A 24,842-nucleotide genomic window follows, 5' to 3' on the forward strand; every position below is an offset into this window, starting at 1 on the left:
CCTTTTTTATGTCTAATTACTCACCCTCTGTGAATTTTGCTTTTTCTATTTTTTCTACTTCAGATAAAAGTTTCAGTTTTAAACCGAGTTCTTTGCCTCGAAGACGAGCGTAATAAATATTACCTATAAATGCACCGGAAGTAAGTATCACTTCAATCAGTGCAAAGTATCGTTCACCTTCATCAAGCCACAGAATGGTTAAACCATGCAAAAAATAAAACATTAAAATAAAGTTAGCCCACGCATGAGTATAAGGCTTCCCTTGAATTATGCCCTTTAAAGGAAAAAGCATTGGAATAATCCAAGCGACGGTTACACCATAAGGGTTAATTAATGGGTGAGGGGATAATGTACTATGCCAAAGTGTAATAAAAGCGAGTAGTGCTAAATTACAAAACAAAGCAAGTAAACGGTAGCGCTTCGTCTCTGCGCTCATTTCAACTGAATCCATGTCACGTCCTTGGTGTTGTATTATAAAATATCTAACACTTGTTCGGGTGGGCGTCCTATTTTAGCTTGATTATTGTAAACAACTATTGGGCGTTCGATCAGTTTTGGTGTTAATGCCATTGCTTCAAATAACTGTTCGTCAGTCACTGAGCCATCATCTAGATTTTGTTCTTTATATTCAGTTTCTTTTGTTCTCATCATTTCACGAACCGAGGTAAAACCTAGTTGAGAAAAGAGTGCTTTTAATGCATCAATACTTGGGATTTCTTCAAGGTATTTAACTACGTTTGGAGTAATCCCTTTCTCTTCGAGTAATGCTAAAGTTTCACGACTTTTAGAACAACGTGGGTTGTGATAAATAACAACAGACATATTTTTTCCTTTTGATTATAAGGCGCTAAAACGCTCTCGTGATAGGCGTAGCTGATCGATTCTTGCGTCGTATCTAGCTTGGTCTAAACTTCCAAACTCAACCAATTGGCTTGCTTGAGTATAATTATTGAGGGCTTTATTCCACATTCCTTTTAACGCATACATTTCTGCTCTTGCTGCTAATTCACCATTAGCGCTGCCATTGTCATTATAGGCTTTAGAAAGTAACTGCCAACCTGTAGGGTCATCTGGGTAATCATGGGTATAACGTTGTAAAACACGCACAGCTTCTGCCGGTTGGTTGGATTCAGAAAGTGCATGAGCATAGTTAATTGTTAATACTGGATTGTTTGGTAATTGAACTAACCCGTTTTCTAAGCGTTTAATCGCTTGTTGATTTTTCTTGGTGTACAGATCTAAATCGGTAGCTGCATCAATATAAAATGTATTAAGAGGATCATCTCTTAATAGTTTGTCCATGATTGGTTGCGCTTTATCGTATTGTTTTGAATCAATATACACGAGAGCTTTGCCGTAATTGAGTGCTTGTTTTATATCGTTATTGTGAGTTTTTGATTTACGTGAAAACCAATCTAGAGCAGCATTACTGTCAATACCGGCAAAGCGCGCAACAATACGAGAGCGAGCAAGGTGATAATGTAATGACGTATTTACTCTGCGCATTGGATATTGTTGCGCTCTTTCTCTACTGTCGGTAATACGAGACGTCGGTAATGGGTGAGTCAGTAACATGGGTGGTGGTGTGCTTGCATAGCGGTATTGATCGGCTAAACGAGAGAAGAATCGAGGCATAGCGGATACATCAAAGCCAGATTTAGCTAAAGTATCAATTCCAAATCTATCAGCCTCTTTTTCATTACTACGAGTATAGTTAATCGAACTTTGCATAGCACCAGCGGTAGTCGCGTGAATTGCGGCTATCCCAGCTTCTGGAACCGCAATGGCTAATAATAACGACCCAATAAGAGCGGCAACCGTTGCAGGGGATCGCCTCGCTTGGTCTTCCATACTACGGGCTAAGTGACGTTGGGTAATATGTGCAATTTCGTGTGCTACAACAGAAGCTAATTCACTTTCTGATTGAGCGTACAAAAATAATCCAGAGTGAAGTGCGACATAACCACCAAAAAAGGCAAAGGCGTTAATTTCTCTGTTGTTGATTAAGAAAAAATGGAAAGGGGTTTTTACATCACTCGCATTAGCGACTAATCGATGCCCTAGAGCTTGCACATATTCAGCTAAAACAGGATCATTAATAACAGGTTGGCTTGCTCGAAGCATACGCATATACGCATCACCGTAGATTAACTCTTGATCAATCGTTAGTGTTGATGCTGCTGTTGTCCCTATGTCTGGCAAATTTAAATCGTTATTTGCGTAAACAGGAAGAGTACTTGTCAATAATGAGGTGATCAGTAAACAACTGGCCAGTTTTTTTAATTTGAACATGTCGTTTTTACAAATCCTTTTCAATAACATTCTCTTATGGAGAGATAATAACGTAATCTAGATAATTAAGAGCATCAAATTTAGAATTGGTTTCTTTTTTGTAGTAATTATGTGATTTATACTCTTTCAATTAAAATCTATCATATATATAGAGCAGCTGAATGGAAACCCGAAGCTTAGATTTATCACAATATCGTTGTCCTATGTCGTTGCTATTAGCGAAACGAGCCAGTAAATCGTTAGCTAAGAATGAAATGTTACGGATCAAAGTTATCGACAAGGGATCTTTAACCGATATGATGTCATACTTTGAGCAGTATCTATTTGATATTCAATTAGAGCATACTGATACTTGCTCGCTTTTAACCATCAAGAAGAAGTAGAACCTAATATGTTAGATATGGTTACGCAGTGGTATAAACGCCGCTTTTCAGATCCTCATGCCGTTAGTCTCGTTGCGATTCTTATCGTTGGCTTTATCACTATCTACTTCTTTGGTCATTTAATTGCGCCATTATTAGTTGCCATTGTCCTCGCTTACTTACTTGAGTGGCCAGTCGCTAAATTGAATAAATTTGGTGTGCCAAGAACCCTTTCTGTAATGCTTGTCATTATTCTTTTTATCAGTGTAATGCTAATGGCTGTATTTGGTTTAGTTCCAACGATTTGGAACCAAGTCGGTAACTTAATCAATGATGTACCATCCATGTTTAATGGGTTGCATAGTTTATTATCTAGTCTTCCTGGACGTTATCCTGAATTGATTCAACCTCAATCAGTTGAGACGTTATTAGAAACCATTCGTGGGAAAGTACTTGGAATGGGAGAGGTAGTGGTAAAAGGCTCTCTTTCTTCGTTAGTTAGTCTTGCCGCTTTGGGTGTTTATTTAATTCTTGTTCCACTGCTTGTTTTCTTTTTACTTAAAGATAAAGAAGAAATGGTAGGAACAATGAGTAATATCCTGCCTAAAAATCGTCGTTTAGCGACAAAAGTATGGATTGAGATGAATGAACAGATAAGTAATTACATTCGAGGTAAGGTGGTCGAAATTCTGATTGTCGGTAGTGTAAGTTATATTACCTTCTTTATCATGGACTTACGCTATTCTTTATTACTCGCCGTTATGGTCGGGTTTTCTGTATTAATCCCTTATATTGGTGCAGCTGCAGTCACGGTACCTATCGCCATCGTTGCTTTATTTCAATGGGGATTAACCCCCGATTTTTATTGGTTGATTGTTGCTTATGGGATAATTCAAGCACTTGATGGTAACGTTTTAGTGCCTGTTCTTTTTTCCGAAGCCGTTAATCTCCACCCAGTGGCTATCATTGTGTCGGTATTAGTATTTGGCGGGTTATGGGGTTTTTGGGGGGTATTCTTTGCTATTCCGTTAGCGACACTAGTGAAAGCCGTATGGAAAGCACTTCCTGCAACAGATGAAGTGTTTAATAAAGCATAAAAATAATTTAAGAAATAAAAAAGGCGGGGCTTTTAATGAGCGCCGCCTTTTTATTTTGAGCTTTTAAAATGATTATTTTCGTTTAGCTTATTTATTGTTTAAATAATCCAATACGACTTCATGGTGAGTCTTTGTTTTGAATTTATTGAAGACGTGCTCAATAATACCTTCTTCATTAATTAAGAAGCTAATACGATGTAGTCCATCGTAAGTTTTACCCATGAATTTTTTCTCGCCCCAGACACCAAAAGCATCAGCAGCGGCATGATCTTCATCTGATAATAATGTGAAGTTTAACTTGTCACGCTCAATGAATTTACCTAAGCGTTTTACAGGGTCAATGCTAATACCAAGAGTGATTACGTTATGAGCATCTAATTCAGCTTTAATATCACGAAGTCCTTGAGCTTGAACTGTGCAACCTGGAGTCATCGCTTTTGGGTAGAAATAGAATAAAACCTTTTTACCTTTTAAATCAGAAAGAGAAATAGACTCTCCATTTTGATCAAGTAGTGAAACGTTTGGCGCAGGAGTACCTGCTTCTAATGGTGTAATCATGATATTTCCTTTTGAATTACTTTTTATTATTAGAGCGAGCTTTTATAAAAATTAATCTTACCGTTCACATTTAAGAGAGTACATAAAGCTTCAAATTCTTCTTGGATCTCCATGATGTGACACTCTTGAAAAATCTCTGCGGTAATTTGAATTTGAAATGTATTTTGGTTCTCACCTCTTTTAAGTGTTTGAGCACTTAGGGTTTTTAAATCAATATCGCGATTGGCTAAAAAATCTGTAAATCTCTCAGTTAGGCCTGGGCGATCTTCTGATTCTACAAACGCATCAATAGTGTAGAAAATATCCTTTTCTTGATGAGGAGAGGTTCGCTTCATCATGGTTATTAAGTCGTGTTGTTGACCAAGTAAAGGTAAGGTATTTTCAATACGAGAAATCGCGTTCGCTGTGCCAGACAACAACATGATTAATGTAAACTCATTACCAAATGAGGCTATACGGCTATCTACGATATTGCAGCTTGACTCAGTGACAAGGCGAGTCACCTTATTCGATATACCAGGTCTGTCGGTACCGATTGCGGTAATTACAAGATGTTGAGGCATAAAAAACTCGTGGTTGAAAAAGATAAGCTCATACTAACACGCAAGTGATTGTGTGATAAGCAAGCAATAGTGAACAATCGTCAAAAAAAAGACTCTACAACATAGGCTCTTATGTAATATCCTTGAGGGATATTGAGTGAATGATTTTGCTCATTGCATAAGAAGATGAAAACCAGATAACACATCACGTTCAAGGACGATAACTCTTTGCAATGATATTAATGAATAACAAAATTATTTACACGTTCAGGCTAAGATAAAAAGGGAGAAGGATATGTTCTCAGGTAGCATTGTCGCATTAGTAACACCATTAGATACTGATGGTGAAGTAGATTACACCAGTTTAAAAAATCTTGTTGATTATCATATTGATGCAGGTACAAATGGCATTGTAGCTGTTGGTACTACTGGAGAGTCAGCGACATTAAGTGTAGAAGAGCATGTCAAGTTAGTGATGAAGACCCTTGAGTTTGCTGATGGTCGCATTCCTGTGATAGCTGGTACGGGAGCGAACGCAACTCATGAAGCCGTAACTTTTAGTAAATTATTTAGAGATTCAGGTGTTGCAGGCTGTCTTAGTGTGACGCCTTATTACAACAAACCAACGCAAGAAGGTTTGTATCTGCATTATAAAGCGATTTCTGAATCAACAGATGTGCCTCAAATTCTCTATAATGTACCAGGCCGTACCGCTGTCGATTTATTACCAGAAACGGTTGCTCGTTTGTCTGAATTTAAAAATATAGTCGCATTAAAAGATGCGACGGCTGATCTAGATAGAATTGCAATTACCCGTGAACTTTGTGGTGAAAACTTTATCCAACTAAGTGGTGATGATGCAACAGCACTTGATTTCGTAAAATTAGGTGGTCAAGGTGTTATCTCGGTTACTTCAAACGTAGCAGCAAAAGACATGGCAATGATGTTTGCTTTAGCGGCTCAAGGTAAATTTGAAGAAGCTGAAGTGATTAACCAGCGTCTAATGCCATTACATAATGATTTGTTTGTTGAAGCGAATCCAATGCCTGTTAAATGGGCAACTCATCGTTTAGGTATGATTACTCACCCTGATATTCGTTTACCATTAACCGAATTAAGTCTTTCTGCACAACCAGTCGTTGAACAAGCGTTAATTCGTGCTGGTGTGTTGAAGTAATAGGATTGAAAATGAAAGTGAACACTCGCTTTGTTGTTGGATCGTTAATGATCGCTGTTTTATCAGCGTGCTCAAACAGTCCAACAGAGCGTCGCCAAGCTAAACAAGATTTTAAATATTTAGAAACGGAACCGCTCGTTGAGTGGAAGCAGCCAGTAGAGGCTAAACCGGAATTTTATCCTCAATATGATATTCCAAAAGGGGAGTATGTTGGAGGGATTGGTAAAGATGTTGATATTCGTCCACCTCAACAAGTGCTTGAATTGATCCCTGGAGCTCGTGTTGAAGAAAATAATGGAGAGGTAACTGTCTGGCTGATTAAGGAAGAGGATGTCGATAGATTGTGGCAAACCGTCTTGTCAGTGATTGAAAAACGTGAGATTGGTTTACGTACACAAACGGATTCTGAACTAGAAACGGATTGGATTAAATGGAATTCAGAAGATGAAGACCATGAATTTGGTTCGCGTTATAAGATCAATAAATTTAATAAGAATAATCGTTCAGGTTTCCAAATATCGCTCATTGATTGGCAGGTAGATGGTACGCAAACGGAAGTAACAGAAGCAAATAAAGCACGATATAACATTTTGATGACCAATTTAGTTACGTCTGCTTATGATGCTCAATTACGTGAAGAAGCGCGTATCCGTGCTGAAGAGTTAGTGAAACGAATCCCTATATCAATGGGGCAAGACAGAAGTGGCCTCCCAATAATTATCGCTCGTGCGCCTTATGATATTTTCTGGGAACGTCTTGGTGAATTATTACCAATGATGGGGCTAGAAATTGAAGATAGAAACCGCTCTCAAGGTACGATTAAGGTGAAATATAAAGAACCTGATGATGAATACTGGGAAGAGATAGGTACTAAGCCGTTGGCTTTTGAAGGCAGTACTTATAACCTATTACTAGGTGATTTGGGTAACCGAACGTCTATCAATGTTACTGACGCCGCTGGAAAACCAGTAAACGAAGCAACACTTGATTCAGTTGTGCCTGTTTTAGCTGCGATGGTTGAAAAATCAAATAGCGCACCTAAAGTTGAGACGGAAGAAGAGTAAATTTTAGCGTTAAATTAATAGCGTTTGTTAATAATTTAAGACGTTCACATTAGTGAACGTCTTTTTTTTCATCATTTTTTTCATCATTTTTTTCTGTTGTAATATTTTCTTTGCTTGAGGATGGGATTAAATTGTCGCTTTCAAGTGATTCATGCTCATTTTCTTGTGAGCAAGGTTTTTTCTTTGGTTTGAACTTCATATTCGCTGTTGCTTTTAGGGCTGCAAGGTTACCAATAACGACACTTAAAACAATGACGATAATAACCCAAGGGTTCATTAACCATTCCATATTTATTCCTTATTAATATTAGTAATGTAGCGAACAAATAACGTATCTATGTGTTTAATAATAGTATCTTTTCCCGCTAATTCGATATTTTCCCATGAATCTAAAAGTACATCGGGCGTTAATTTTGTCATAAATAGTGAACTTTGAGCTTTGTGGCTTAAATGCCAAGGTTCAATAGCGACGCCTTTTCTATCTGCTTTATAAGGAAAAAAGAAACCATGTTTTTGCGCATTTTTTTGTAGCCATAGGCTAAAGGAGGCCTGGTGGCCAGTATTATATTCCCAAGGTTCCAATTGAAGCGCGGTGTTTTCAGGAAGGGCGTTTGATGCATAGACATCAAGGTCTGTTCCCCAGTGATGACGGCTTCCTCCAGGGAGTGCTGACCAACGCATAATGGCGTGGATCTTATCTATTTCACTCATATCATCAGTATTAAGTGGTTGTCCATCTTCACCTAAAATAGGACGGATCCCATTAAATTTATTATTCCAAATCATCAATTGGCGTTCAAAATCACGGAAGCTACTTGCAATGGTTAGGGTAAAACCTGAACTAAGTGCTGCTTGTGTTAATGCATGAAAAGAATCAACGCAATGACGATGAAGCTGACGGTTGGGGGTTACAAAAGAGAGGTGTTGAGTCGATAGACCTGTAAGTTGTGCTTTTTCCATAATTCACCACAATAAAAAAGAGAGGATCGAAACCCTCTCATCATATACCCAAAAATCATTAAGCAAATAGGTTATTAAGCACTTGTTGATACATATCAGTTAGCTTTTCTAGATCATCAACTTTAACGCATTCGTTCACTTTGTGAATCGTAGCATTTACAGGACCAAGTTCTATTACTTGAGACCCCATTTGAGCAATAAAACGCCCATCTGAAGTGCCCCCTGTGGTTAATAATTGAGGTTTTTGTTGGTTAACCGTATCAACCGCATCAACAACCGCAGTTAAAAGCTCACCGGTATCAGTTAAGAATGGAAGGCCATTGATGATCCAATGTAATTCATATTCTAAATCGTGTTTATTTAAGGTATCAATGACACGCTGTTGTAGGACTTCAACGGTAGATTCAGTGCTAAAACGAAAGTTAAACATGACCTCTACATCACCAGGTATTACGTTAGAAGCGCCAGTACCACCGTTGATGTTGGGAATTTGAAAACTTGTTGGTGGAAAGTAATCATTACCAGCGTCCCATTCGGTTGTGGCTAGTTCTGTTAATACTGGCATCGCTTGATGAATAGGGTTACGAGCAATATGTGGGTAAGCAACGTGACCTTGGATACCCTTTACAGTTAAGTTACCAGTAAGAGATCCACGGCGACCATTTTTTACTACATCGCCAACATATTCAGTGCTTGATGGCTCACCTACAATACACATATCAATGATTTCATTTCGATCTTTTAGAGTATCAACGACACGTGTTGTCCCATTAATAAATGGACCTTCTTCATCTGATGTTATTAAGAAGGAGATAGAGCCTTTGTGGTTAGGGTGCTCAGCAACAAAGCGCTCAACAGCAACAACCATACAAGCCAAAGAACCTTTCATATCAGCAGCACCACGAGCGTATAGCATGCCATCAATGATGGTTGGTTCAAATGGGTTCGTATTCCAGTGGTTTAATGAGCCTGTTGGTACAACATCGGTATGGCCAGCAAAAGTAAATAAAGGTGCTTCAGTGCCACGGCGAGCCCAAAAATTAGTGGTATCTTCAAAAACCATCACTTCTATTGTAAAACCAAGTGCTTCTAGTCGTTTTATCATAAGCTCTTGGCAACCAGCATCCTCAGGGGTAACGGATTGGCGGCTTAATAAATCTTTTGCAAGAGCTAACGTTGGGGTGTCAGGCATGGTGTATTCCTTTACTTTATCTTTTAATTAGACATCTAAATTTATGAATTTTAAACGGTAAATAGAGCTTCATATTGTGCAGGCTTAAACCCTAAATGGTATTCATTATTATGAATTAATACAGGACGTTTAATCATTGCCGGCATTTCTAGTAATAATGCAATCGCACTTTCTTCATTTAGATTGTTTTTTTGTTCATCGGTTAATTGGCGGTAGGTCGTGCCTCTTTTATTGACGACATTTTCCCAGCCAAGCTGTTTAACAAAAGTACTAACCATCTCTTTATCAATACCATCAGTGCGGTAGTCATGATAAGTAAAGTTAATTTCATTTGCGTCTAGCCATTTTTTACACTTTTTTATCGTATCGCAGTTTTTTATTCCGTAAATTGTAGTCATCACTTTCTTCATTATGTTATTAATTATTAACTCCTTTATAACGAGAATTGAACCAATACGCCAGTCTTGAGCATTATTTATCATTCTATTGATTATTATTTGAAGTGACTCGTCTTTTTCTTCAACGTATTATTTTTGTTTGTATGGAAAATATACACTTTGTTATCGATGTTAATAAGGGCATACATGATGGGGAATGCAGTAAAGATTGGAGATATAGGCAGTGCGCACGATGGTTTCCATCCAAGCCCTGTATTGGCGGGCTCAGCGACAGTTAAAGTTGATGGTATTCCGGCGGTAAGAAAAGGCGATCCTTTAGCGCCTCATGTGAAGCCAAAGCATCCTCCTCATCCTAGATTTATTTCTGGTGGCTCAAGTAGTGTTTTTATTGATGGACAGCCGGCCGCTCGTGATGGAGATAAAATCGGATGTGGTGGCACAGTTAAAGGTGGTGGTACGGTTAATATTGGCTAATTATTTATATTTCACTAATGATACTTGTGAAAATTAATTACAAAAAATGCATTTTTATGTGTTTTTTAATGTAATTATGCGATTATTTTCGTAATTAGTTGATCAATCTCAACATCATAAATACTGAATGATTAATAATTGTTGTTATTAAATCAGGAGGTACCAATGGAGTTGAATCCAGTGTTCGCCAGACGCTTATATTTAGCGTTGTTGGTGCATAATTTAGAAAGACCTAATGTACCGAAGCTTGTCGAGTTAACTGGATGGCCTCGTCGTACGATTCAAGATGTATTGAAAGCATTACCTGGCATTGGTATTGAGTTGATGTTTATTCAAGATGGCCGTCGCCATAATGATGGCTATTATCGTCTTTCAGATTGGGGACCTTATGATCCTGAATGGGTGTGCTCAAGAGAAGATGAAATTGCATCTACTTTGTATCATTAGCATTACTATTCTGACGAAATTTAAATAAAACCGCCAACAAATATGTTGGCGGTTTTTTATTGCTTGGTGTAAAGGTGCGATTACGGGCAAGAATAGGCAGTACCAAGTAGGGTTATTGATGTGTTAAATGCAACTGGATCTTGAACAATAACGGTATTTGCCCCCAAAGCGTAAGCTTCGTTTTTTATATCATTTACCGCTGAAACCATTAACTCTTTGTTGGGTATAAAAAAGAAGGTATACCAATGCCCCTCGCTACCTGTCACTGTTCCTAATTCAGAGCACTGTTTGCTTCCACTATCATTATAATGAAGAGCGACTGAACTTGAATCATTATCTAGAGGCTGGTTTGTTGATATACAGCCACTTAATAAAAATAAGCTTAGGGTTGCGGTGAGCAATCTTTTCATATTAAGAGTCCAAGTAAAGTAAGGTAGCTGCAACTCGTGATTTTACATTTAGTTTTTTTAATAAACTTTTCATGTGTACTTTTACCGTCGCCTCAGAAATAAATAGCTTATCGGCAACTTGTTTGTTTCTCATACCCTTTGCTACGTTTTGTAAAATCTCTAGTTCACGAGCAGTTAAGCTTGATAGTGAATCATCGCCATTATTATCTTGTTCTAAACATAGTTTAACTTGTTCAGAATAGGCTTTTCCGCCTCTCATTGCTTCTTTTAATAATGTAATTAGCTCATCAGGTTCACTGTCTTTTAAAAGGTAACCATCAGCACCAGCTTTAACTAATGTTTTTATATCTTGTTTATTATCAGAAACGGTTAAAATTACGATAGGGCAAGTTACCCCTTCATTACGCAGTGCGTGTAATGTATCGAGTCCTGACATTCCTTTCATATTTAGGTCAAGCAAGACTAAGTCAGGCTCATTTTGGGAAATAAGAGCGACAGCATCAGTGCCATTACTTGCTTCGCCTGTTAGGGTGAACTCATCATCAAAAGAGAGTAATTGGCCAATGCCTCGGCGCATTAACGGATGATCATCAACGATAACAACATTCCACATAATTTTTACCTTCTATTTTATTGGTTTAGTGGAAACGTAACGTTCACTGTACAACCGTGTTCAAATTCAGAGGATATAGATAAAGTGCCATGAACGCAGTTAGCGCGTTCCTGCATTATTCTTAATCCATAGTGATTGATCTTTTCTTCTGTAGGATCAAATCCTACTCCATCGTCTTCAATGTTAATGCAGCCTTGCTCACTGTCTTGAAAACACGTAATGATAATATTATCAGCTTTTGAGTGTTTGATGGCATTTAATGTCGCTTCACGTATTAATTGCAATAAATGGACGTGCTGTTGGGCATTGATAGGTAGAGAAGGCAGTTCATTATTTACTCTAATATTTATGTTGGTTTGCGCTGCCAATGTGGTTGTGATTTCTTGTAGAGCCTCTCCAAAATGAGCTTTATTGATGGTTAATCTAAAAGTATTAAGTAATCCTCTTAATTGAGTATAGGCACTTTTAAGTCCTTCATCTAATTCAATTAACGTATTGCCTGTATTTTTACAGTCACACTTCACAAGCTGACGCTTTAATAGGGTCGTTTGAATTTTTAAATAAGATAGCGATTGAGCTAAAGAATCATGAAGTTCACGAGCAATAGCGGATCGCTCTTCTAACAAAATTAACTGATGGGTTTGTTTTTGGGTTTGATTATAAAAAATGCCACGGGCAAGGATATTTGAGATATTAATAATGAGTTTTTGATCAGGGCAAGGTAAAGAGAATTGCCACATTAAATAACCAAGTTGCTCACCATCAATACTCAGTTCTTGTAGGCTCCACGGAGAATCGTTGGATTCGCCACTGGTTATTTCCCAATCACCACCAGAGGCTTCTTCTACTATCAGGCGAGCACTCGTGACGCCTTCAATATGAATGAATATATCAAGAATATTTTTAAAGGTTTGCTCGTCTAGTTGTGATGCTGATAATTGTTGTGAGCATTTATATAACGTAGTCAATGAGCGATTCGCTTGGCTTAATTTCTTCGTTTTATCCTCAACTCTATTTTCTAATTCTCGGTAGTTAAAGTGAATTTGTTTTGCCATATGGTTAAACGAATCACTTAATAGCCCTAATTCATTATCACTTTTTAAGTCTACTTGGACCGAATAATTGCCTTTTGTCATAGCTTTACTCGCTTGGACAAGTCGATGTAATGGACTAACGATTTGTCGTTGAGTAAAAAAGATAATAAAAACACTTAAAAAAACGATTAAAGATAATCCAAGAGCCCCGATAATCGATAGTGTGATTAATTTTCGTTCTGAAAATTGTTGTAACCTGAAAACAAAGTGATCGATTTGATCTACAAATAAAGACACTTTATTTAAATAAATTTGTTTGTTGTCACTGAGTAATGCTGGCTTTAAGGAGTGCCATTGTAAACGAATGTCTTGATAAGAAAGTTCAATATCATCAGGAACAAACCACTGCTCTAATGCTTGAAAAGAGGGGGAGTCAATAGAGTCAGAAAACTTATTTAAATGACTGACTATTTCTGGGGAATTAGTTTCAATATCATAGGCTAACCGATAACTTTGCATACGTAGTGAGCCAGATATATTAACCGCCTCAGCATCTTTCAAACTAGAAGATAAAGTCATTAAAGCAAAGCTAGTAGTGATGATAGAAATAAGGACTATCCATAACATTACTTGAGCAATGGTTTTTGTTAGTATTGAGGTCTTTGTTTGTTTCATCTTTGTTAAATCTGACCTATAGTTAATTAGAGTTAAATAAACTCTATTTTGTTGTTTTTATTTGTTTTAAAAATTGATCTAAAACAAATACACCCCTCGTTTAGCCATTATGGGGTATATCAATAAATATAACAAAATTTAAAATCCAACGTATAAAATTGTGAATAAACGATGGGAGTTGTGAATAGATGAGTCAAAATAATCTAATTGATCATTCTAAGCGTGGTATTTTTCATCGTTTTTCAAGTAAGAATAAGATACATCCTTTAATACAACAACGATTACCTTGGGTTAATAATGAAGCTGATTTCGTGTCTAAATGTACTCAATGTGAAAAGTGTATTAAAGCGTGCGAAGAAAATATAATTGTTAAAGGCGATGGTGGTTTTCCTATTGTCGATTTTACTAAAGGGGAGTGCACTTTTTGCGAAGGATGTGCACAAAATTGCCCTGAAAACCTATTTGATTTAACTATTGTGCCAACTTTCTCTCATAAAATATCTATAAATGAAAGTTGTTTAGCAAAGCACTCAGTTGAATGTCGTAGTTGTAGTGATATGTGTGAAACACAAGCTATCCGCTTTCAACTTGTGCTGGGTAACGTTGCTCAGCCTCAAATTAACTTAGATGTTTGTAATGGATGTGGAGGCTGCGTAGCCGTTTGCCCTACTTCTGCTATCAGCATGACACTGGAAGAGCAAAAATAATGCTAGAAAATTTGCCTGAGAACGAAGTTCATATTTCAAGTTTAGTGGTTCATGTTAAACCTGAATTTTTAAAGCAGACAAAAGAAAAAATACTGGCACTACCGAATACGGAAATCCATGGAGAAAGTGAAGAGGGCAAGTTAATTGTTGTACTTGAAACTGAGAATCAAGGATATATCACCGATTCAATCGATAAAATAAATGACTTCGAAGGAATTCTAAATGTCGCTTTAGTTTTCCACCAAATCGAGCACTTTGATTCGCAATGTGAGGATGAATCATGAAAATGACAAGACGTGCGTTTGTTAAAGCAAACGCCGCAGCATCAGCTGCAGCTGTTGCAGGTATTACATTGCCTGCATCTGCAACTAATTTAATCGTTAGTTCTGACGAAACAAAAATTAAATGGGATAAAGCGCCTTGTCGTTTTTGTGGTACTGGCTGTTCTGTACTTGTGGGCACTCAAAATGGTCGTGTTGTTGCGACTCAAGGTGATCCAGAAGCGCCAGTAAATAAAGGTCTTAACTGTATTAAAGGTTATTTCCTTTCTAAAATTATGTACGGGAAAGATCGTCTTCAAACGCCAATGTTGCGTATGACTGATGGTCAATACGATAAAGAAGGTGATTTTGCTCCTGTATCTTGGGATGTTGCGTTCGATACAATGGCAGAAAAATGGAAAGCGGCTCTGAAAAAACACGGTCCAACAGGTGTTGGTATGTTTGGTTCAGGTCAGTGGACTGTAATGGAAGGTTATGCCGCGGTTAAGCTGATGAAAGCCGGTTTCCGTTCAAATAACATCGACCCGAACGCTCGTCACTGTATGGCTTCTGCGGTAGGTGCGTTTATGCGTACTTTTGGTATTGATGAGCCAATGGGTTGTTACGATGATTTTGAACACGCAGATTCTTTTGTATTGTGGGGCTCAAATATGGCTGAAATGCACCCAGTATTATGGACTCGTATTTCAGATCGTCGTTTAAGTAATCCACACGTTAAAGTGAACGTATTATCGACTTACTACCATCGTTCATTTGAATTAGCAGACAAAGGGTACATTTTTGAACCTCAATCTGACCTTGCAATTGCTAACTTCATCGCTAACTACATCATTCAAAACGATGCAGTGAACTGGGATTTCGTTAATAAACATACGAACTTCAAGCAAGCAACGACTGACATCGGTTATGGTCTTCGTGATACTGACCCGCTTCAAATGGAAGCTGAGAATCCTAACTCTGGGGCGATGAGCTCGATCAGTTTTGAGGAATATAAAGCGTCAGTTGCACCATACACAGCAGAAAAAGCCTCTGAAATGTCAGGTGTATCAGAAGAAGATCTGATCACATTAGCGAAGCAATACGCGGATCCAAAAACGAAAGTAATGTCTTTATGGACAATGGGTATGAACCAGCACACTCGTGGTGTTTGGATGAACAGTCTTGTCTATAACATTCACTTGTTAACGGGTAAGATTTCAACGCCGGGTAACAGTCCATTCTCATTGACTGGTCAGCCTTCTGCATGTGGTACGGCTCGTGAAGTAGGTACATTCTCACATCGTCTACCTGCAGATATGGTTGTTGCTAATCCTAAGCACCGTGCAATTTCAGAAAAAATCTGGAAGCTGCCAGAAGGTACATTGAATGGTACACCTGGTGCTCACGCTGTTGTTCAAGATCGCATGCTTAAAGACGGCAAGATTAATGCTTACTGGGTTATGTGTAACAACAACATGCAAGCGGGCCCAAATATTAATGGTGAGCGTCTTCCGGGTTATCGGAATCCAGAAAACTTCATTGTGTGCTCTGACCCGTACCCAACAGTAACTGCTCAAGCATCTGATTTGATTCTTCCTACAGCAATGTGGGTAGAGAAAGAAGGGGCTTACGGTAATGCAGAGCGTCGTACTCAAGCTTGGTACCAACAAGTACAAGCAAAAGGCGAAGCAAAATCTGATTTATGGCAAATCATGGAATTCTCAAAACGCTTCACAGTAGAAGAAGTGTGGGGCGAAGAGCTATTAGCTAAAGCACCTGAATTCCGCGGTAAAACTATGTACGACGTACTTTACAAAAATGGCAACGTAGATGCCTTCCCATTATCTGAAGCTCAAGAGCTAAATGATGACGCGAAAGATCAAGGCTTCTATGTTCAAAAAGGCCTATTTGAAGAGTATGCAACGTTTGGTCGTGGTCATGGTCATGATTTAGCACCATACGATACTTACCACCAAGTACGTGGCTTACGTTGGCCTGTTGTTGATGGTAAAGAAACATTATGGCGCTTTAAAGAAGGCTCAGATCCATACGCTAAAAAAGGATCTGATTGGGACTTCTATGGCAAGCCTGATGGTAAAGCTCTGATTATTTCTGCACCTTATGAAGCGCCTCCAGAAATTCCTGGTGAAGAGTTTGATATGTGGTTATGTACTGGCCGAGTTCTTGAGCATTGGCATACAGGAACAATGACTCGTCGTGTTCCTGAACTGTATAAAGCCGTTCCAGATGCACTTTGTTATATTCATCCAGCGGATGCGAAAAAACGTGATTTACGCCGTGGTGAAGAAGTATTAATTTCAAACAAGCGTGGTGAAGTTCGCGTTCGTGTTGAAACTCGTGGCCGTAACCGTCCGCCAGAAGGATTGGTCTTTGTACCATTCTTTGATGCTCGCATCTTAATTAACAAGTTGATTTTGGACGCAACCGATCCGCTTTCTAAGCAAACGGATTACAAAAAATGCCCAGTTAAAATCACTAAAATTGCTTAATTAATAATTGATAGACCATCTGATGTGGTGGTCTATTTCAAAGAGTTTGCCTTAAGGCGGAGAAAGTAGAATGAAAAAATTCATTATAACGCTTCTATCAATTGGACTGTTGTTTGCAGGTGCAGTACAAGCAGAATCAGAACAAACTACCGAATCACCATCCACGGAATTAAATAACCCTGGTGGCATCGGTGGCGTTGAATCATTACGTGGGGCTTCAGAGTTAGAAACGACACGCCCAGCGGATGACTTTAAACGTTTCCCTCGTGACCATGCGTTAGAAAGTGATTACGTTTATCAACCACCATTGGTTCCTCATACCATTCGCAACTATGAAGTATCATTAAACGCAAATAAGTGTTTATCGTGCCATAGCTGGAAGAATGCAAAAGAAATGGGTGCAACTAAGATCAGTGTAACGCACTATGTAAACCGTGAAGATGCTGTTCTTTCAGATGTATCACCTCGACGTTACTTCTGTCTACAATGTCACGTCCCTCAAGCTGATGCAAAACCATTAGTTGAAAATGAATTTGAACGTGTGGACTCATTGCGCTAGTTAATAGCCAATACAGTTAAGAGAGGCTATACATGAAACTATTAAAAGCATTTTGGAAGCGTTTTTCTTCTCCAAGTAAAGCAGCAGTAGGTATTGTCCTATTTATGGGCTTTATGGGTGGTTTGCTTTTCTGGGGCGCATTTAACACGGGTATGGAAGCAACCAATACAGAAGAGTTTTGTTCTGGTTGCCATGCACCAATCGTTAAAGAGATCCAAGAAACCATTCACTATTCAAACCGTTCTGGTGTTCGAGCAATCTGTTCTGATTGTCACGTACCTCATAACTGGACAGATAAAATTGTACGTAAAGTTCAAGCATCAAAAGAATTGTTTGCTCATTACGTAACAAAAACGATTGATACTGAAGAGAAATTTAAAGAGCGTCGAGGTCATCTGGCAGAGCGAGAGTGGCATCGAATGAAAGAAAATAACTCTCAGGAATGTCGTAATTGTCATGAATTTAATTATATGGATTTCTCTGAGCAAGGCCCTCGTAGTGCGAAGCAGCATTCAACGGCACTAGCATCAGGTGATAAAACATGTGTTGATTGTCATAAAGGTATCGCACATAAGCTGCCTGATATGTCTGGCGTTGAAGGGTGGTAAGGAGCTTACTATGAGTACGTTAGAATCGGTTATTTGGCATACGTTAGGTTATATAGCGATGCCTTCAATCATCCTTGGAGGCTTTGCTGTTGTTGCAGTATTGTCTATTTGGGTACTGTCAATTAAAGCTGACAAAGAATAACTTTAGACCTTATTAAAATAATAAAAAAGAGATGACGCTTAATTGCGACATCTCTTTTTTTATGATTAAAAGCCAGATGTAGAATAATAAATAAATCCTACCCAACTTAGAGCCAGTAATACCCATGGTAACGCTTTGTTTGATTTTGGCTTGGCATTATCTTTTAGTATTGCTTTATCTTTTATTTCAGGTTGATCAGTATTGTGTTGTTTTGTACGTAATGTTTTTTTCTTTAGCTTATCCGCTTCTCTTGCCTTTTCTTTTTGCTGTTTTTTATAAAGAGTAATACCTTTCTCTATTCCTTGTGCAATCAATTTAGTTTGCTCTTTTGTTTGAGCCGGTTTTTGTGTAGCTTTAGCTATCTTCATAGCTTCTTGTTGTGACTCAACAGAAATCGTTTCTTTTGCTTTTTTATTATTAGTCATAGATAGTCTTTATTTTTAATATTTGAGAGTATTTTTATGTATATTTAAACAGTAACTGATACAAAGTGTGACGGCAACATTGCTTTTGAATTTTGAGTTGGTTTTAGCTCAAAGTTTTAATTTTATCCAATCGTTATTTTTAATTATTTCAGTAAGCTGACTAAGTCTACTGAGAAAGTTGTTAGTTTATTTGAAGGTAGAGAATGCACTATTCATTTGATGAATATGACGAGCATGGCTGGTTGAAGCCACCAATGTGGTTATGGTTTGGTTGGGCAATTTTAATTCGTTCTGTTGTTGTTTTTGTAATGGCTGGAGCGAGTCGTGAGCAAGGAACAGATTTACTTGCATTGTTTTACCCTAATCATACGCACCTTTATACTAGTTTGTATTTAAGCTTACCCATTGTATTTTTTATGTGGTTAAGTAATTTTAAAAAGCCGACACGGCCTCTTATGCTCACCCTTTGGAAGCAAGGTCGATGGCTTACCATTATTATGGTTCTTATTGATCTCACCATGCTAATACAATCAGTCGTGGTGAATCGTGGAGAGTTTCAGTTAGGAAGCGCGGTAATTATCCTATTTCTTAGCTGGTTTTTAATATTTTTGTTCCGAAGTAAACGAGTGAAAATATGTTTTAGTCTGACTTAAAAGGGGGCAGACAATGGATTTATCAACAAGCGCATTATTATTTAGTGCATTATTAAGCCCACTAGTAATGGCGGATTGGCAATTGGATTTGGGGTTAGAGATTAATCGCCCGAATATGCAACGCATAACGAACTCATCAGCGTCATTAGTGTTGGGTGAAGAAACGTTAGTTTTTAATTCAATCGATAAACAATCCCAAGTACAAGCGTGGGCTGAGCTTAAAAATATCGACGCTGAAAATGTTGAAATTGCTTTTCGTGTCACTGAAGAAGAAGGTGAAGGGAACATCAGAATATTATGTGCTCCAACAATTATTACCAAATTAAATAATTTAGAGTCTTATATGGTGTCAGATTCTTCAGCAAATGAAACAGTAAAACTTTCGGTTGAGGTAATTTCTTCATAAACTCTTATTTTTTATCAAACACTCCCATAGTTTATTACATATAATGAGCTCAGTTAATTCAAAATAGAAAGGAACTGAGTTCATGTCACATACTCCTCAAAATGCATTACTGCCAGAACCAGATCGATTTGCATTATACGTAACGTTAAATATCAAAACTAACGCTCAGCTTGTATTAGAGCAACTGCAAGCACTTCCCTCATTAATTACTGAACTAAATGAAAGTCAGCCTGATGCGAACTTAAGTAGCGCAATCTCTTTTGGTGCTGATTTTTGGGCTACGTTATCTTCTCCAATGCCCCCTGAATTGGCAAAGTTTACGCAATTAGGTAAAGGCGATATTATCGCACCAGCAACACATGGTGACGTATTAATTCATATTCACTCAAATCGACATGATTTGCATTTCTATATTTTACGTAAACTAATGAATGTAATTTCTGAGTACGTAGAAATTCAAGAAGAGACTTCAGGATATCGCTTCCTAGATTCTCGTGATATGACTGATTTTGTTGATGGGACAGAAAACCCTAAAAATGAAGCGCGCGCTGAAGTGGCATTAATTAAAGACGGTGAATTTGCGGGTGGAAGCTACATGATGTGTCAACGTTTCGTGCATAAGATCCCTGCATGGAATCGTTTATCTGTTGCGGCACAAGAAAAAGTCATTGGTCGTACTAAGCCTGATTCAATAGAGCTAGAAGACGTTCCAGCAGCTTCTCACGTAGGTCGAGTTGATATTAAAGAAAATGGTAAAGGCGTTAAGATTTTACGCCATAGCTTGCCATACGGCTCGGTATCGGGTGATCATGGTTTACTGTTTATCGCATATTGCCATTCTGTTCATAATTTCCAGGTCATGTTGGATAATATGTACGGTGAAATCGATGGTAAAACAGATCAATTGTTACGTTTTACGGATGCTGTTACTGGTGGCTACTTCTTCGCACCATCACAAGAAATGTTCGCTGAGCTAAAGGTTAAATAATACGGTTCTAAAGCTAAAGTAGGTGCCATTAGAAATAATGGTATTTGCTTAATGCCAATGTAATTATTTATGTTAGAGCAGATACAAAAAGGCCGCTGTTTTCTCTTAGAGAGAACAGCGGCCTTTTTAATGTCTTCTGTAAACTAATACCAATGCCATTAATTATCTGATCATTCTTACTGGTTAAATCACTTAATAGTTGCGTTAAAAATTAGTATTGTAGAATAACTACAGATAAGAATTTTTGCCTTACTCTTAAGTGGTTTCCCTGCGTAATAAATAGAATATCTAATTAGTTACATTGGTATAAATCAATCGATTAGGAAAGATTATTTAGTTACTTTAAGAACTGGAGATTCACCAACAGTAACAGCACCAGAAAGCTTAGTAAGCTCTTTGATTTCGTCCATGTTAGAGATAACAACAGGAGTTAACGTTGATTTAGCGTGCTCTTCTAGGTACGCAAGATCGAATTCGATTACTGTGTCGCCAGCTTTAACTTCTTGGCCTTCTTCAGCGATACGAGTAAAGCCTTTGCCTTTTAGTTCAACAGTATCGATACCGAAGTGAACAAAAAGCTCGATGCCATCGTTAGATTCGATAGAGAAAGCGTGGTTAGTTTCGAAGATTTTACCGATTGTACCGTTTACTGGAGCAACCATTTTGTTGCCAGCAGGTTTGATAGCAATACCATCACCAACGATTTTTTCAGCGAATACTACGTCTGGCACATCTTCGATGTTTACAATTTCACCAGAAAGAGGTGCGATGATGTCGATAGCACCAACGTTAGCGCTTTCAGAAGAAAATGCGCTTTTAATTTTGTCAAACAGACCCATTGTGTAGCTCCCTAAAGTTTATATTAAATAGCCACTAAAACTTAGTGGCTATATTTAATTCTTTGCAACTATACTATTACTTAGTATTTTCTGCGATAAATTTTTCAACGTGAGCTTCAATTTCTGCTGCTGTAGGCATTTGAAGTGCTTCATCTGCCATTGCTTTTACTGCTGCAAAGTTTGAGTTACGAACGATTTTCTTAACAAGAGGGATAGAAATACCGCTCATGCTGAATTCGTCTAAGCCCATACCAAGAAGAAGTAAGCTTGCACGATCATCACCCGCTAACTCGCCACACATACCTGTCCATTTGCCTTCTTTGTGAGAAGCATCGATTACTTGCTTAATTACAAGCAGAACCGCTGGAGATAGTGGGTTGTACAGATGAGAAATCATTTCGTTACCACGGTCAACAGCAAGAGTATATTGCGTTAAATCGTTAGTACCGATAGAGAAGAAGCTAACTTCTTTCGCTAAGTGATGTGCAATTGCAGCGGCAGCAGGCGTTTCAACCATAACACCGATCTCGATGCTTTCGTCAAACGCTAGGCCTTCAGCTCGAAGTTCTACTTTGTATTCTTCGATTGCTTTTTTCAGCTCACGGATTTCTTCAACAGAAATGATCATTGGGAACATGATACGCAGTTTACCGTGTGCAGAGGCACGTAAAATACCACGTAATTGATCACGTAGAATTTCACGACGGTCTAAACTGATACGGATTGCACGCCATCCTAAGAATGGGTTCATTTCTTCAGGAAGATCCATGTATGGTAGATCTTTATCACCACCGATATCCATAGTACGGATAATCACTGATTCACCATGCATCGCTTCTGCTACTTCTTTATAAGCAACATACTGCTCTTCTTCAGTAGGAAGTGCATCACGATCCATGAATAGGAATTCTGTACGATATAGACCAACACCTTCACCGCCGTTACGAATAATACCTTCACAATCTTTCACTGTGCCGATGTTACCGCAAACTTCAACTTGGTGGCCATCTAGAGTGATAGCTGGTAGGTCTTTTAGTTTTGCTAGTTCTTCTTTTTCAGCAACTAAGTCGTCACGAATTTTTTTCGATTCAGCCAGTTCTGCTTCTGATGGGTTGATAACAATTCTGTTGTTAACCGCATCAAGAATTAACATGTCGCCATTTTTCACTTGCTTAGTGATATCGTTTGTACCAACGATAGCAGGAAGTTCAAGAGAACGCGCCATGATAGAGGTGTGAGAAGTACGACCGCCGATGTCACAAGCAAAACCAAGAACGTAGTCTAGGTTTATTTGTGCCGTTTCAGACGGTGTTAAATCTTTAGCAACTAGGATAACTTCTTCATTGATATTACTCAGTGAAACAATGTTGATACCTAATGCATTTTTAACAAAGCGGCTACCGATATCACGGATATCTGTAGCGCGCTCTTTTAGATAATCATCATCTAAAGATTCAAGTGCACACGCTTGCTCTTCAATTACAGAGTAAATTGCAAAATCAGCAGCAAGCTTTTCGTCTTTGATAAGTGCTAAGATTTCTTCTTCTAGCTCTTCATCTTCAAGAAGCATAATGTGCCCCTCAAAAATTGCTTCTTTTTCTTCGCCGAATGTTGCTAGCGCTTTCGCTTTAACCGCTTCTAATTGCTCAGAAGACTTAGCTCTAGCGTCAAAGAAACATTTAACTTCTGCTTCTATTTGAGATTCAGAGATTGGAGTTTTGTTTAGGACAATTTCATCTTCCTGAAGTAATAATGCTTTACCAAAAGCAATACCTGGAGATGCTAGAATGCCTGAAATCATAGCTTTACCTTAACATTGATCAAATTAGAGAATGAGAATAATTAAAGAAAAAGCTGATTAATGCAGCTCGTCCATTAGTTTAACTAGGTGGTCTACTGCTTCTTTCTCTTGAGCGCCTTCAGCAGAGATAGTTACGTTAGTACCTTTAGTTAGACCTAAAGTTTGTAGTTTGAAAAGGCTAGTAGCACTTGCGCTTTTACCGTTAGAAGTAACAGTGATTTTTGCATCAAAACCTTTCGCTTCTTTAACGAACTGAGCCGCTGGACGAGTGTGAAGGCCGTTTTCTGCAGTGATTACTACGTCTTGTGAATACATTGTGTATACCCCGATTTATATTTTATGTTGAATTAATGTCGTTAACCAATTCTGTTTATGACCGTACTTTCGCACATCATTGCTTCAGAAACAATCCGTCTTAATGTAAATAAGTTAACGACAGTAATTTATACATTCTGTCTTATTTAGTCATACTAAGATGACTTGGTGTTGATACATTATATTAGATTGTAATTATTTTACACCTAAAAATAAAGTGGCTAGATTATTACTAAGGAGTGAAATGAAATCAACAAAAAAACCCCATAAGGGGCTTTTTTGGATGAAAAATTGATTTGAACACGTGAAATTTGTATGTTTATTGCTCGTTTTCTTGTTCTGTAAACAATCCAGCAAAAAGTGCGGTACTTAGGTAACGCTCACCTGAACTTGGTAATACAACAACAATTTGTTTTCCTGCAAACTCAGGAAGGTCAGCAATACGGTTTGCGGCAACGACAGCGGCACCTGAAGATATACCGGCAAGAATACCTTCTTCTTCCATTAAGCGACGTGTCATTGCAATAGCATCTTCAGACGTTACCGCTTCAACACGGTCAATAAGAGATAAATCTAAATTCCCAGGAATGAAACCAGCACCGATGCCTTGGATCTTATGAGGTGATGGTTTTAATTCTTGTCCAGCAAGTGCTTGTGCAATTACAGGAGATTCAGCAGGTTCAACAGCAACTGACAGTACCGCTTTATTTTGAGTGTGTTTTAGATAACGGCTTGTTCCTGTTAGCGTGCCACCAGTGCCGACACCTGCAACAAATACATCTATATTACCTTCAGTAGCTTCCCAAATTTCAGGGCCTGTTGTTTTTTCATGGATAGCAGGGTTTGCTGGATTATTAAATTGTTGTAGCAATAGATACTTGCTTGGGTCACTTGCAACAATTTCTTCAGCTTTTGCGATTGCGCCACCCATGCCTTTTGGTGCTTCAGTTAGAACCAAATTAGCACCAAGCGCTTTAAGCAGTTTACGGCGCTCTAAACTCATTGATGCAGGCATTGTTAGGGTTAACTTATAACCACGAGCTGCTGCTACAAAGGCCAGAGCGATACCTGTATTACCAGAGGTTGGTTCTACGAGTTCAATCCCTTCTTTTAATGTGCCCGCTTTTTCTGCTTCCCAGATCATGTTTGCACCAATACGGCACTTAACACTAAAGCTTGGGTTACGAGCTTCGACTTTAGCTAATACGTTACCATTACTTACACGGTTTAAACGTACAAGAGGAGTGTTACCAATAGTTTGAGAATTATCTTCGTAAATCTTTGTCATGATCTGTTCCTTCATTTCACGTAGCGCGTGATTCGTTTTAGAGTAA

Annotated in this window: 32 protein-coding genes; 15 read left to right on the top strand and 17 right to left on the bottom strand. The window is 38.2% G+C overall.

What is annotated here, in order from left to right:
- Positions 1-16: 16 nt before the first annotated feature.
- Genes A6E06_RS17305 through A6E06_RS17315 form a run of 3 tightly spaced genes read right to left on the bottom strand, consistent with a single transcriptional unit; the run spans position 17 to position 2,292 of the window.
- A complete protein-coding gene (locus A6E06_RS17305) occupies positions 17-451 on the bottom strand; it encodes a DUF2069 domain-containing protein (RefSeq protein ID WP_065593875.1) in 435 nt (144 codons plus the stop codon).
- A gap of 20 nt (positions 452-471) precedes the next feature.
- The gene (gene arsC / locus A6E06_RS17310) at positions 472-822 is read right to left on the bottom strand and encodes an arsenate reductase (glutaredoxin) (RefSeq protein WP_065593874.1); all 351 of its coding nucleotides are present in this window, start codon (positions 820-822) and stop codon (positions 472-474) included.
- 15 nt (positions 823-837) lie between these two features.
- Positions 838-2,292: a M48 family metallopeptidase gene (locus tag A6E06_RS17315; RefSeq protein WP_065593873.1), complete on the bottom strand. Its 1,455-nt coding sequence runs from the start codon at positions 2,290-2,292 to the stop codon at positions 838-840.
- Between the two features lie 161 nt (positions 2,293-2,453).
- Between A6E06_RS17315 and A6E06_RS17320 the strand changes: the two genes are divergently transcribed.
- Positions 2,454-2,675: a sulfurtransferase TusA family protein gene (locus A6E06_RS17320; RefSeq protein WP_065593872.1), complete on the top strand. Its 222-nt coding sequence runs from the start codon at positions 2,454-2,456 to the stop codon at positions 2,673-2,675.
- 8 nt (positions 2,676-2,683) lie between these two features.
- On the top strand, positions 2,684-3,751 hold the full coding sequence (locus A6E06_RS17325; protein WP_065593871.1) for an AI-2E family transporter: 1,068 nt from the start codon (positions 2,684-2,686) through the stop codon (positions 3,749-3,751).
- Between the two features lie 87 nt (positions 3,752-3,838).
- Here the strand turns inward: A6E06_RS17325 and bcp are convergent, their stop codons facing one another.
- Both bcp and A6E06_RS17335 read right to left on the bottom strand, forming a co-directional pair.
- Positions 3,839-4,306, bottom strand: coding sequence for a thioredoxin-dependent thiol peroxidase (gene bcp / locus A6E06_RS17330; protein WP_176703448.1), 468 nt, complete (start codon positions 4,304-4,306; stop codon positions 3,839-3,841).
- Positions 4,307-4,338: 32 nt separating this feature from the next.
- Entirely contained in the window at positions 4,339-4,872 is a 534-nt protein-coding gene (locus A6E06_RS17335) for a glycine cleavage system protein R (RefSeq protein ID WP_065593869.1), read from the bottom strand.
- A 274-nt stretch (positions 4,873-5,146) separates the two neighbouring features.
- Here A6E06_RS17335 and dapA point away from each other — a divergent pair, with 274 nt between their 5' ends.
- Positions 5,147-6,028: a 4-hydroxy-tetrahydrodipicolinate synthase gene (gene dapA / locus A6E06_RS17340; RefSeq protein WP_065593868.1), complete on the top strand. Its 882-nt coding sequence runs from the start codon at positions 5,147-5,149 to the stop codon at positions 6,026-6,028.
- A gap of 11 nt (positions 6,029-6,039) precedes the next feature.
- Positions 6,040-7,092 (top strand): outer membrane protein assembly factor BamC, encoded by a 1,053-nt coding sequence (gene bamC / locus A6E06_RS17345; protein ID WP_065593867.1) that lies wholly within the window; start codon positions 6,040-6,042, stop codon positions 7,090-7,092.
- A gap of 49 nt (positions 7,093-7,141) precedes the next feature.
- Here the strand turns inward: bamC and A6E06_RS17350 are convergent, their stop codons facing one another.
- From A6E06_RS17350 to A6E06_RS17365, 4 genes are read right to left on the bottom strand one after another with little or no spacing between them, the layout of a single operon-like run.
- Positions 7,142-7,381, bottom strand: a complete 240-nt coding sequence (locus tag A6E06_RS17350; protein WP_065593866.1) for a DUF2897 family protein — start codon at positions 7,379-7,381, stop codon at positions 7,142-7,144.
- A 2-nt stretch (positions 7,382-7,383) separates the two neighbouring features.
- Positions 7,384-8,052, bottom strand: coding sequence for a M15 family metallopeptidase (locus A6E06_RS17355; RefSeq protein ID WP_065593865.1), 669 nt, complete (start codon positions 8,050-8,052; stop codon positions 7,384-7,386).
- 58 nt (positions 8,053-8,110) lie between these two features.
- Positions 8,111-9,244: a succinyl-diaminopimelate desuccinylase gene (dapE, locus tag A6E06_RS17360; RefSeq protein WP_065593864.1), complete on the bottom strand. Its 1,134-nt coding sequence runs from the start codon at positions 9,242-9,244 to the stop codon at positions 8,111-8,113.
- A gap of 50 nt (positions 9,245-9,294) precedes the next feature.
- Complete coding sequence (locus A6E06_RS17365) at positions 9,295-9,642, bottom strand: ArsC family reductase (RefSeq protein ID WP_065594242.1); 348 nt, start codon at positions 9,640-9,642, stop codon at positions 9,295-9,297.
- Between the two features lie 189 nt (positions 9,643-9,831).
- On the opposite strand from A6E06_RS17365, the gene A6E06_RS17370 reads away from it, so the two are divergent.
- The gene (locus A6E06_RS17370; RefSeq protein ID WP_065593863.1) at positions 9,832-10,116 is read left to right on the top strand and encodes a type VI secretion system PAAR protein; all 285 of its coding nucleotides are present in this window, start codon (positions 9,832-9,834) and stop codon (positions 10,114-10,116) included.
- 165 nt (positions 10,117-10,281) lie between these two features.
- Positions 10,282-10,563 carry a helix-turn-helix domain-containing protein gene (locus A6E06_RS17375; RefSeq protein WP_060991618.1) on the top strand — a complete coding sequence of 94 codons (282 nt, stop codon included), beginning with the start codon at positions 10,282-10,284 and terminating at the stop codon, positions 10,561-10,563.
- An 80-nt stretch (positions 10,564-10,643) separates the two neighbouring features.
- On the opposite strand, the gene A6E06_RS17380 is transcribed toward A6E06_RS17375, so the two are convergent.
- The 3 genes from A6E06_RS17380 to narQ are packed head-to-tail and all read right to left on the bottom strand — an operon-like array spanning position 10,644 to position 13,295.
- Complete coding sequence (locus A6E06_RS17380; RefSeq protein ID WP_065593862.1) at positions 10,644-10,973, bottom strand: DUF4156 domain-containing protein; 330 nt, start codon at positions 10,971-10,973, stop codon at positions 10,644-10,646.
- 1 nt (position 10,974) lies between these two features.
- Positions 10,975-11,586: a response regulator gene (locus A6E06_RS17385; RefSeq protein WP_065593861.1), complete on the bottom strand. Its 612-nt coding sequence runs from the start codon at positions 11,584-11,586 to the stop codon at positions 10,975-10,977.
- Between the two features lie 17 nt (positions 11,587-11,603).
- Positions 11,604-13,295, bottom strand: coding sequence for a nitrate/nitrite two-component system sensor histidine kinase NarQ (gene narQ / locus A6E06_RS17390; protein ID WP_065593860.1), 1,692 nt, complete (start codon positions 13,293-13,295; stop codon positions 11,604-11,606).
- 188 nt (positions 13,296-13,483) lie between these two features.
- Here narQ and napF point away from each other — a divergent pair, with 188 nt between their 5' ends.
- The 6 genes from napF (at position 13,484) to A6E06_RS17420 (ending at position 18,081) form a co-directional block, all read left to right on the top strand.
- Positions 13,484-14,002: a ferredoxin-type protein NapF gene (napF, locus tag A6E06_RS17395; RefSeq protein WP_065593859.1), complete on the top strand. Its 519-nt coding sequence runs from the start codon at positions 13,484-13,486 to the stop codon at positions 14,000-14,002.
- Complete coding sequence (locus A6E06_RS17400; protein ID WP_065593858.1) at positions 14,002-14,286, top strand: chaperone NapD; 285 nt, start codon at positions 14,002-14,004, stop codon at positions 14,284-14,286. Before napF ends, A6E06_RS17400 begins: the two co-directional genes overlap by 1 nt.
- Positions 14,283-16,772 (top strand): periplasmic nitrate reductase subunit alpha, encoded by a 2,490-nt coding sequence (gene napA, locus A6E06_RS17405; RefSeq protein ID WP_065593857.1) that lies wholly within the window; start codon positions 14,283-14,285, stop codon positions 16,770-16,772. The genes A6E06_RS17400 and napA overlap by 4 nt, the downstream gene beginning before the upstream one ends.
- A 70-nt stretch (positions 16,773-16,842) precedes the next feature.
- Positions 16,843-17,331, top strand: coding sequence for a nitrate reductase cytochrome c-type subunit (locus tag A6E06_RS17410; RefSeq protein ID WP_065593856.1), 489 nt, complete (start codon positions 16,843-16,845; stop codon positions 17,329-17,331).
- Between the two features lie 32 nt (positions 17,332-17,363).
- Complete coding sequence (locus tag A6E06_RS17415; RefSeq protein WP_060991610.1) at positions 17,364-17,939, top strand: NapC/NirT family cytochrome c; 576 nt, start codon at positions 17,364-17,366, stop codon at positions 17,937-17,939.
- A gap of 10 nt (positions 17,940-17,949) precedes the next feature.
- On the top strand, positions 17,950-18,081 hold the full coding sequence (locus A6E06_RS17420; RefSeq protein ID WP_065593855.1) for a TIGR02808 family protein: 132 nt from the start codon (positions 17,950-17,952) through the stop codon (positions 18,079-18,081).
- A gap of 65 nt (positions 18,082-18,146) precedes the next feature.
- Here the strand turns inward: A6E06_RS17420 and A6E06_RS17425 are convergent, their stop codons facing one another.
- On the bottom strand, positions 18,147-18,506 hold the full coding sequence (locus tag A6E06_RS17425) for a DUF2956 domain-containing protein (RefSeq protein ID WP_065593854.1): 360 nt from the start codon (positions 18,504-18,506) through the stop codon (positions 18,147-18,149).
- Positions 18,507-18,709: 203 nt separating this feature from the next.
- On the opposite strand from A6E06_RS17425, the gene A6E06_RS17430 reads away from it, so the two are divergent.
- The 3 genes from A6E06_RS17430 (at position 18,710) to A6E06_RS17440 (ending at position 20,553) form a co-directional block, all read left to right on the top strand.
- A complete protein-coding gene (locus A6E06_RS17430) occupies positions 18,710-19,159 on the top strand; it encodes a DUF2919 domain-containing protein (RefSeq protein WP_065593853.1) in 450 nt (149 codons plus the stop codon).
- A gap of 13 nt (positions 19,160-19,172) precedes the next feature.
- The gene (locus tag A6E06_RS17435) at positions 19,173-19,565 is read left to right on the top strand and encodes a hypothetical protein (protein WP_065593852.1); all 393 of its coding nucleotides are present in this window, start codon (positions 19,173-19,175) and stop codon (positions 19,563-19,565) included.
- Positions 19,566-19,647: 82 nt separating this feature from the next.
- Positions 19,648-20,553, top strand: a complete 906-nt coding sequence (locus tag A6E06_RS17440) for a Dyp-type peroxidase (RefSeq protein ID WP_065593851.1) — start codon at positions 19,648-19,650, stop codon at positions 20,551-20,553.
- Between the two features lie 329 nt (positions 20,554-20,882).
- Here A6E06_RS17440 and crr read toward each other — a convergent pair whose 3' ends face one another.
- The 4 genes from crr to cysK form a co-directional block, all read right to left on the bottom strand.
- Positions 20,883-21,392 carry a PTS glucose transporter subunit IIA gene (gene crr, locus A6E06_RS17445; protein ID WP_065593850.1) on the bottom strand — a complete coding sequence of 170 codons (510 nt, stop codon included), beginning with the start codon at positions 21,390-21,392 and terminating at the stop codon, positions 20,883-20,885.
- 76 nt (positions 21,393-21,468) lie between these two features.
- Positions 21,469-23,193 (bottom strand): phosphoenolpyruvate-protein phosphotransferase PtsI, encoded by a 1,725-nt coding sequence (gene ptsI / locus A6E06_RS17450; protein WP_065593849.1) that lies wholly within the window; start codon positions 23,191-23,193, stop codon positions 21,469-21,471.
- A gap of 57 nt (positions 23,194-23,250) precedes the next feature.
- Positions 23,251-23,508, bottom strand: a complete 258-nt coding sequence (gene ptsH, locus A6E06_RS17455; RefSeq protein WP_005420435.1) for a phosphocarrier protein Hpr — start codon at positions 23,506-23,508, stop codon at positions 23,251-23,253.
- A 319-nt stretch (positions 23,509-23,827) separates the two neighbouring features.
- Positions 23,828-24,796, bottom strand: a complete 969-nt coding sequence (gene cysK, locus A6E06_RS17460) for a cysteine synthase A (RefSeq protein ID WP_065593848.1) — start codon at positions 24,794-24,796, stop codon at positions 23,828-23,830.
- Positions 24,797-24,842 lie beyond the last annotated feature (46 nt).

Origin of the sequence: Aliivibrio sp. 1S175 (assembly GCF_001690985.1) — a bacterium.
Lineage (GTDB): Bacteria > Pseudomonadota > Gammaproteobacteria > Enterobacterales > Vibrionaceae > Aliivibrio.